At 51.5% G+C, this 8665-nt stretch carries 9 protein-coding genes; 6 read left to right on the forward strand and 3 right to left on the reverse strand.

Annotated features, from left to right (window positions below; genetic code table 11):
• Positions 1 to 78: 78 nt before the first annotated feature.
• The 6 genes from dnaB (at position 79) to ABQ298_02235 (ending at position 6749) form a co-directional block, all read left to right on the forward strand.
• The gene (gene dnaB / locus ABQ298_02210; protein ID MEQ9823177.1) at positions 79 to 1539 is read left to right on the forward strand and encodes a replicative DNA helicase; all 1461 of its coding nucleotides are present in this window, start codon (positions 79 to 81) and stop codon (positions 1537 to 1539) included.
• Between the two features lie 89 nt (positions 1540 to 1628).
• The gene (gene bamA, locus ABQ298_02215) at positions 1629 to 3962 is read left to right on the forward strand and encodes an outer membrane protein assembly factor BamA (GenBank protein ID MEQ9823178.1); all 2334 of its coding nucleotides are present in this window, start codon (positions 1629 to 1631) and stop codon (positions 3960 to 3962) included.
• Positions 3963 to 3980: 18 nt separating this feature from the next.
• The gene (locus tag ABQ298_02220) at positions 3981 to 4538 is read left to right on the forward strand and encodes an OmpH family outer membrane protein (protein ID MEQ9823179.1); all 558 of its coding nucleotides are present in this window, start codon (positions 3981 to 3983) and stop codon (positions 4536 to 4538) included.
• Between the two features lie 131 nt (positions 4539 to 4669).
• Positions 4670 to 5734 carry a UDP-3-O-(3-hydroxymyristoyl)glucosamine N-acyltransferase gene (gene lpxD, locus ABQ298_02225; protein MEQ9823180.1) on the forward strand — a complete coding sequence of 355 codons (1065 nt, stop codon included), beginning with the start codon at positions 4670 to 4672 and terminating at the stop codon, positions 5732 to 5734.
• A 182-nt stretch (positions 5735 to 5916) separates the two neighbouring features.
• Positions 5917 to 6285: a biopolymer transporter ExbD gene (locus tag ABQ298_02230; GenBank protein MEQ9823181.1), complete on the forward strand. Its 369-nt coding sequence runs from the start codon at positions 5917 to 5919 to the stop codon at positions 6283 to 6285.
• A gap of 29 nt (positions 6286 to 6314) precedes the next feature.
• A complete protein-coding gene (locus ABQ298_02235; protein MEQ9823182.1) occupies positions 6315 to 6749 on the forward strand; it encodes a biopolymer transporter ExbD in 435 nt (144 codons plus the stop codon).
• Between the two features lie 69 nt (positions 6750 to 6818).
• Here ABQ298_02235 and lspA read toward each other — a convergent pair whose 3' ends face one another.
• The 3 genes from lspA to ABQ298_02250 all read right to left on the reverse strand — a co-directional run.
• Entirely contained in the window at positions 6819 to 7370 is a 552-nt protein-coding gene (gene lspA / locus ABQ298_02240) for a signal peptidase II (GenBank protein ID MEQ9823183.1), read from the reverse strand.
• 66 nt (positions 7371 to 7436) lie between these two features.
• On the reverse strand, positions 7437 to 8180 hold the full coding sequence (locus tag ABQ298_02245; protein MEQ9823184.1) for a TraR/DksA C4-type zinc finger protein: 744 nt from the start codon (positions 8178 to 8180) through the stop codon (positions 7437 to 7439).
• Between the two features lie 61 nt (positions 8181 to 8241).
• Positions 8242 to 8665, reverse strand: a 424-nt coding sequence (locus tag ABQ298_02250) for an isoleucine--tRNA ligase (protein MEQ9823185.1), incomplete at its 5' end; no start/stop codon positions are given.

The raw sequence follows: 8665 nt of genomic DNA on the forward strand, positions 1-8665 counted from the left end.
GAATTGCGCTATAGATGTCAGCTTTTCTATCCGTCAACAGCCATCACGGAACCCCATCCGGATCCAGACTGTTATTGCATGCCACGCACTCCCAATCATCGCGAATCCTATCATCACACTCCAGACGTGGATCGATTCCCATCGGACCCTGCGCTGCAGGATCCCCATAACCTGGACGCTGAGCAGGGGCTGATCGCAAGCTGCCTGCTTGATGGCAGCAATGAAGTGCTGGCGGAGTGTTTCAGCAGGGGTATTTCGGCAGATTCTTTTTACAGTCCTGCCAATAAGATTCTGTTTCAGGCGATCTGCAAAATTTTTGATGAAGGGAAACCACCTGACCTGATCATCCTGATTGAGCACCTCCGCTCGAAAAAATTGCTCGAAAATGCAGGGGGCATTCCCTACATCAATCAGCTCTCGTCCCGCATTGAAACTCCTGTACATGCGCGGTATTGGATGGATATTGTGCGGGAGAAGGCGCTGCTGCGTTCACTCAAGCGCACGTCTGAAACCATCATTCAGGAAATTTATGACTCTCCCCCTGCGATTGCCGAGTTTCTGGGCAGTGTGGAGGAGCGAATCTTCAAACTGGGAAATGACCTGATCACCAACTCAACCGTGCACATCGCAACTCCGGTTGAGGAGGCATCTGCGTTGATCCACAAGATGATCAAACGCGAAGTCAGCGATGTGGGGCTGATGACAGGGTATAAGGACTTTGATGCAATGACCTATGGATTGCATCCGCAGGAAATGATTGTTCTGGCGGCACGTCCTTCGGTGGGAAAAACCAGTTTGGCGATGAATATCGCCGAACACGTTGCCTGCGGCATTGCGCAGAATAAATTCAAAAAAGGTGGCGTGCTGGTGTTCAGCCTCGAAATGGGAGCGGATCAGCTGGCAATGCGTCTGTTGACCTGCCGGGCACGTGTCAGCATGGCGCGCATCCGCGACGGATTTTGTGATTCTGATGAACAGAAACGCCTTGCCATTGCGGCAAAGGAGCTGAAAAACGCTCCGATCTGGATTGATGACTCCGGTTCGTCAAACGTGCTGGAACTTCGCGCCAAGGCGCGCCGTCTCTCCCAGAAAGAAGACATCAAACTGGTCGTGGTGGATTATCTTCAATTGATCAATGGAGATTCGTCGATGTCCCGGGAGAACCAGATCGCTGATATTTCGCGGCAGATGAAGGCCATGGCCAAGGAACTGAAAGTTCCGGTGCTCGTGCTCAGTCAGCTCAATCGTGAATCCGAAAAAGAGAAGCGAGACCCACGCCTTTCGGATCTGCGTGAGTCCGGTTCCATCGAGCAGGATGCCGATGTGGTCATGATGCTCAGTCGCCCCCGAAAACACGATGATGATGGAGATTCGGATAAAGGGGAGATACAGCTACCTTCGGACTTTGAACACATCAAACTGATCATCGCAAAGCAGCGCAACGGACCTGTTGGGGTTGTGGACCTGAATTTCGTGAGGCGCTACACGCGATATGAGAATTTTGCACGCCCTGAAGACCATTTGAACGATCCCCTTTAGAAAACGTCGTATTTTATACTCAATTCCCGATAATTTTGTTTACTCACGCTTTCCTATCGGCATTTATCCAGAGAAAGCCTAACAGCACCATGCGTAATTCATTGATCTGTCTCCGAGCTATCCTTCCAATTGTATTGTTGGCTTTCCCCTTGTCTTTTGTGGGCGCACAAGACCGCACCCCACCGAAAGTGGCCTCGGTCGAAATTGTGTTCGAGGGATTCAAGAACATCTCAGAACAATACGTTCGTGGGAACATCAAGATAAAGGGTGGCGACGTCTATGACCAAGCTGTGGTCGATGATTCGGTGAAGAGTCTCTACCGCACGGGCTTGTTCGAATTCATTGATGTCCAGGTATCCGATGTCGATACTGCAACTGTGGGCATTGTCTTTAACGTTCGGCCCAAATATCGACTGGAGAATGTGTATTTTCAGGGAAACGAAAGGGCGAGTGACCGACGCCTGCTGCAGGAAGTGAACATCCGTCGAGGGCAGTTCATTGACGAGTTTAACATCAAGTCGAACGCTGACAAGATCCAGGAATATTACATCAAGCGAGGTTTTTCCGAAGTCGAGATTTCCTATGAGATCGAACGCAATGAAACCAATGGATTGGGTGTTGTCACCTTTACCATCAATGAGGGTAAGAAGATCAAGATTGCGGACATTGATTTTATTGGCAATGAACTGGTAAAAGACCGCAAGCTTCGGGGTCAGATGGAGACCAAGAAGTGGGGTTGGTTCTCCTGGCTCACGGGAAATGGGAAATTCGACGACGAGGAGTTTCGCGAGAGTCTCGATTCTGTGATCGAATTCTACCAGAACGAGGGTTTTCTCGATGTGGAAATTGACGAGGAGAACATTCAACTCGATGTGGAAAAAGGCAGAAAGATGCGCATTTCCATTCCGGTCAGTGAAGGTCGGCAGTATCGCCTTGGATCACTGACAGTGAAGGGCAATACCGTCTACACCGAGTCGGAGTTGCTTCGCATGGTTCCGTTGATCCCAGGCATGGTGTTTTCTCCGGAGAAGGTCGATGAAGCGGGCGAAAACATTCAGAAGTATTACGGTTCCCAGGGCTACCTTGAGAGTTATGTTCGTGCGGAACGGGTACCCAATGTGCAGACTGGTCGCATTGACATCGTGTTTCAGGTGCAGGAATCTGAGAAGGTTTACGTGGAAAACCTGAATATTCAGGGTAATACGACCACCAAAACCATCGTCATCCTGCGCGAGCTTGCGTTGGCACCGGGTGATGTCTTCGACATGATTCGCATGGAGAACAGCAAACTCCGCCTGGAAAACTCCCGTTATTTTGAAAGCGTGAATGTGGCTCCTGAGGAAACCAATATTCCCGGACGCAAGAATTTGCGTGTGATCGTGGAAGAAGGGCGTACGGGCAACTTCACTTTTGGAGCCGGGTTCAGTTCCCTCGAACAGGCATCATTTTTCACGGAAATCTCGATGGGCAACTTCGACATCACGAACTGGCGCAGCTTCTTCCAGGGAGATGGGCAGAAGTTCCGTGTGCGAGTTTCGGTGGGATCGCGTCGCAATGAAACCGTGATCGAGTTTCAGGAACCTTGGTTGTTTGAAAAGCGCCTCGGCTTGGGGGTTCAGCTCTTCCGTGAAGAGACCGACAACCTGATCGCTGAGTATGACCAGATGGCAACGGGTTTGAGCCTCTCCCTCCGCCAGCGTCTTTTTGAACTAGTGGAAGGGGTTTATTCCTACCGTCTTGAGCGCATCGAACTGACCAACGTCAGCCCCGAACTTGTTGCGGTATATGGACCCTCTGCGTTCCAGGATTTCACCGCATCACGTGTTGGCTTCCAGATCCTGCGGGATACGCGCAACCGTATTTCTTTCACCAGTTCCGGAGACCGCTTTAGTTGGTTCAATCAGGTATCCGGTTCTGCGTTTGGCGGTGACATCAACAATTGGCGCACTGAGCTGCGCATCGGAAAATGGATTCCCACTTTCAATACGCTTGGTCAGAGCTTTTCGGTGCTGATGCGCGCGGGTTCCATCACGGCGATGGAAGATGATGAAATCATTCGCCCATCTGAGCGATTCTACCTTGGCGGACCCGATGACTTGCGTGGATTTGATTACCGCAAGGTGGGTCCGAAATCCACCAATGGAGGCATCATCGGTGGCCAGTCGTATGGTATGGTGAGCATGCAGTATGGTTTTCAGATCTCGCCACAGTTTCAGTTTGTCACGTTCTATGACTGGGGCTTCGTGAACGAGAGCGATTTTGATTTTGGAGTTGATGGATTCAATGATAACGTGGGTGTGGGCATCCGCATTCTCGTAATGGGTGCTCCCATGCGCCTGGATTATGGTATTCCATTGACTACAGATGAATTCAATGATGGTGATGGTGGGCAGTTCCACTTCACTTTCGGAACAAGATTCTAGAACACCTAAGAGATGAATATGAAGAAACTCCTAATTGGTTTGATGCTGTGTGGCCTCTCAACCGTTGCATTCGCCCAAAAAGCCCCAAACTTGGTAACTGTCGATGTCAACAAGGCACTTGCTGGTTACAACCGCCTGCAGGAAGCGCAGGTCAAGTTTGAGTCTTCGGTAGAAACCGCACGGGAGGAATTGACCACCGAGAGCGACAAACTCCGTGTGGCCGCAGAGGAATTGCAGGGTATCCAGGAAAAATCTCAGAATCCGGCGCTGACCGAAGAGAAGATTCAGGAGATCCAGACCGAATTTCAGCAAAAGCTCGAAGCTTATCGCCAGCTCGAAGCGGATCTGCAGCAAATGCAGCAGCGCACCGAGCGTACGCTTGCGGACCGTCGTCGCAACATTCTGGCCCTGCATCTGGATGAAATCAAAGATGCGATCAAGAAGGTGTGCAAGGAACGCAAAGCTGATCTTGCATTGAATATTGATGGCAACGTCGTGCTCTATGCCGATGCGGTTTTTGATATTACCAACGATGTGCTGCAGGTGCTCAACACCACGGTTCCCGCAGCAGAATAAATTTCGTATTCTATCGAACCTTTTAAGAGCCCTTCTCTGCTGAGAAGGGCTTTTTTGATGCAAGGATCCATGAATGGTACAGCGTTGCTTCGAGTTGCACTTGCGCGCGCAACGCTACAGGATGACTGGTGATGAGACTGGAATTGAAGCTCACTGACTTGCTCGACTGTGTCGAGGACACTTATGAGATCGAAGGCGAGGCAGATCGTACCATTATGGGATTTGCGAGCCTTGCCGATGCGGAGGGATCGGACTTGTCCTTTGTGCAATCCGAAAAACATGCTTCAGCCGCCGCTACGACTCGTGCTGGGGTACTAATCATCCCCAGGGGTCTCCGATTGAATCTGGCTGACGGGATAACAACGGTTGCAGTAGAGAACCCTTCCCGGGCAATGTCACAAATCTGTGGAAGAGTGGAGCAGCTACTCTTTCTGCTGCCGAAGCAAGGTTCCATCCACTCCAGCGCCCAAGTATCCTCAACTGCAGAGGTGTCGAAGAGTGCGACAGTAGGAGCATTTACGACGATTGATGATGGTTGCAGGATTGCCGACAAGTGTTTCATTGGTGCACGAGTGAGTATCGGAGCGCACTGCCAAATCGGGCCGGGGGTTTGCATTGCGGACAATTGCGTGATTGGTCCCTATACGGAGATTGGTGAAGGCAGTCGCTTGCATTCCGGGGTCGTGATTGGCAGTCCGGGCTTTGGGTATGTGTTCAACTCAGAGACTCACGCGCACGAGCCGATTCCGCAGATTGGACGTGTGGTCATTGGCAAATTCGTGGATATTGGCGCAAACTCCACCATTGACCGTGCGCGTTTGGGTGAAACCCAAATCGGGGACGGCACCAAAATCGACAATTTAGTACAAATCGCACACAACGCGAAAATCGGACGTCACTGCATTCTTTGTGCGTTTGTAGGCATCAGCGGGTCGGTCACATTGGGAGATTATGTTGTGCTCGCAGGTCAGGTTGGTGTTGCCGATCACCTCCAGATTGCGGATCGCGTCCAGGTCGGCGGTGGTTCGGCAGTAACAAGTTCCCTGGTCGAACCGGGGATGAAAGCGTGGGGAGTACCCGCAACCGATTTTGGACTTGCGATGAAAATGGTCGTGTTGCAGCGAAAATTACCCGAACTTTTCAAACGAGTCGCACATCTCGAAAAACAATCACAAGCTTCGATGCCGAAAGAGTGATGCATGTGATGCGGATGTGAGAACTCAATGCCGCTCCGTCGGGGGTTCAGGCTTGAGTTTTTCCTCAACTTGTCTTGCGCTGAAAATACAACAGTTCACGTTGGCGAACACCTCACGTCGACTTCTCCCCTCACCCTCCAAAGATGCGAAACAAACGCTGCTATCCCGAAGCAGGTTTTCAGATGGCACCGATGATTGACATGGTGTTTCTCCTGCTGGTGTTTTTCATGTGTGTCAGCTCCATGGCTGATGCAGACAAAGCGCTTCCGCTCGAACTGCCAGAGTCATCCGAAGCGAAGGTCCCCGATGATCTCTCAGACCGCGGTACTCTTTCGGTTGATGCGCATGGCCATCTGTACCTTGGCGAAACCGAAGTGGATCTGTTGACGCTGAAAGCTTCCGTTGAAGACCTGATTCGGCGAAATCCCGAGGCGCGAGTAGTGGTGAGGGCTGACGGCACGACGGAATTCCATTCCCTTCGTGAAGTCTTGCAAGCTTGTGCCGAAGCAGGTGCCTACGAAATCATTTTTGCGACTCACGAAGCAAAGTAAACCATCAACCCGATTCTGCGCGAACCTCCATGCCACGCCTCCGACGCACTCACATCCAGGCAGAATTCCAGATCGCACCAATGATCGATTGTGTGTTTTTGCTGCTCATCTATTTCATCATGACCTCCTCCCTGAAACGACAGGAGGCGGATGTATCCTTCCAGCTTCCGGGAACGGTTGTGCAGAGTGAACCTCTTGAGATTCCGACCGAAACCATTATCGAAATTCGAGATAACGGAACCCTCGTCGTTAACGAATACCCCTACGGCAATATCGCTGATTCAGAATTGACCGCACTGGAAACGCTGTTGCACCGCTATCGTGAGGCCTGTGATGCCAACCGCACTGAAGCACCGGTGATACTCGCACCAGGAGGACAGACACCCCACAGTGGAATTGTAAAGGTCATGGACGCCTGCGCAAAAGCCGGAATCCATGCCGTGAATTTTGCGATCCATGATTAGCCCGATGAGTCAAGGTCCAAGTGCCAGACGCCTTCGGAAATCCTACAAGGGCGAGAGCAGTGTTTTCACTCAATCCTGCTTCGGTGTAGAGTCAGGAGCAGTGCTTTGTTCTGAGCTTCTGGGTTTTGGGGAATCCAGCCGAAAGCTGAGATAGATGTAACAGACAACACCCACGCAGATTGCACTGTCCGCGATATTAAACGCAGGCCAGCGGTAGAAGGGCAATTGCACGTCGATGAAATCGACGACGTGTCCTAAAGTTACGCGGTCATAAAGGTTTCCGAGGATGCCGCCAATCAGCAGACCAAATACAGCCTGCATGCTTCGAAGGTGCAGCGAAAGCATGCGGCGGAAAATAAAAATGATGATAATGGTGAGCAGTGCAAAACCTGCTAGCACCATTCCAAAGCCTTGGAACATGCCCCAGGCCGCTCCAGTGTTCCCAATGTGAACCCAGTACAAAAAACCTTCAATGACCGGAATGGGTGCCGGATGATGATAGGTGCCGTAGGGAATGTGCTCAACGACGAGCAACTTCGTGAGCTGATCGACACCAAAGACCGCCAGCATGGATACGATCAACACATGATAGCGTGAGGCTCGTTGAATCAAAGAAATCATGTGCGTAGGGAATCGGCATCCTGTAGATGCGTGCCGAACGAATCCAGCAACGTTTACTCCGGTCGTTTATTCGTCGTTGTCGTCGTCGGAGGAAAATGCTGCCGATTCTTCGACGGTCTCGGCAAATGCACCACCCCTCTGAACGGTGCGCTTCTGAGTTCGTTCAAACTCGATCTGCCCCTCGACTGAGAAGCGGGTGAAGGGCACTGCCTTGAGTCGTTCCTTTGCAATGGGCTTACCCGTCACCTTGCAGATACCGTAGGTTCCGTCAAAGATGCGTTCAATGGCCTTTTCAATTTCGTGCAGTGCCTCCTTTTCGGAGGAGACAAGGCTCAGTGCAAAATCACGGTCAAACGTTTCTGTGCCGGCATCTGCGAGGTGTTGGCCATAACTGGACAAATCTCCCGAATCATCTTTGGAAGACCGGTGCAGTGTTTCTTTGGTGTGAAAGTCGAGTCCGCTGACCACATGCTCCCGAAGCTCCATGAGCAGACGGAAATAGGGCAACCACTTTTTGGGCACCCGACTCTCGTCGTATTTGTCGATACGGATTTCAGGTTCGTCGATACTGAAACCGAGAATATCTGCGGCAGAGGCGGCTCCCAGACGCTGCTGAACCGGTTTGGGCGGTTCAACCACTGCCGTTGCGGAAGACTTGGGAGCACTCGCTGTCTGCTTCTTGGGTGCGACAGTCTTTCGCTCTGAGACTTCGGATGATTGTGGCCCTGTTTTGTTGCGTTTGAGGATTTCCTCAACGTCGTCCAGGGTAAAAAAAGGTTGTTGATTTTTGCTGTTCGCTTCCTTGCTCATAAATGGTTGGGCTAAATGGACTTTGATCGTATTGGGCGAGAAGAGGAGGGGTGTTGTACGTTTACGAAGGCACCCCAAAGAGCGCATCGTGCACCTGTCTGTCACGTTCGGAGACTGGACCCCAATGCTCGGTATCATGGAGTTCTGAAACCCATCGCCAACTGCGGGGGCACCGGACTCCGGGCGCATGGCGCACCGATACTTCGGAGGAACCTCGCTCGATTTGGACGACGGAGACGATGAAAAGTTCAGAAAGATCGTCGAGATGCTGTTGCAGCAAATCGAAGGTTTCGTCGGATGCTTTGATGTGCACGAGTGCTTCAAGCGACTGTCCGATCTCCTTGGAACTGCGGCATGCCTCCAGTTTTTCATTGATCTTGTCGGCTTTGAAGGCAAGCAGCTGGTTGATTTGTTCCGCAGGCTTGCTGAAATCCCAGGCATCGTTGAGATGGGGCCAGTCGAGCAGTGCTACAGTGGTTGAAGCG

Source organism: Puniceicoccaceae bacterium (assembly GCA_040224245.1).
GTDB lineage: Bacteria > Verrucomicrobiota > Verrucomicrobiia > Opitutales > JAFGAQ01 > JAKSBQ01.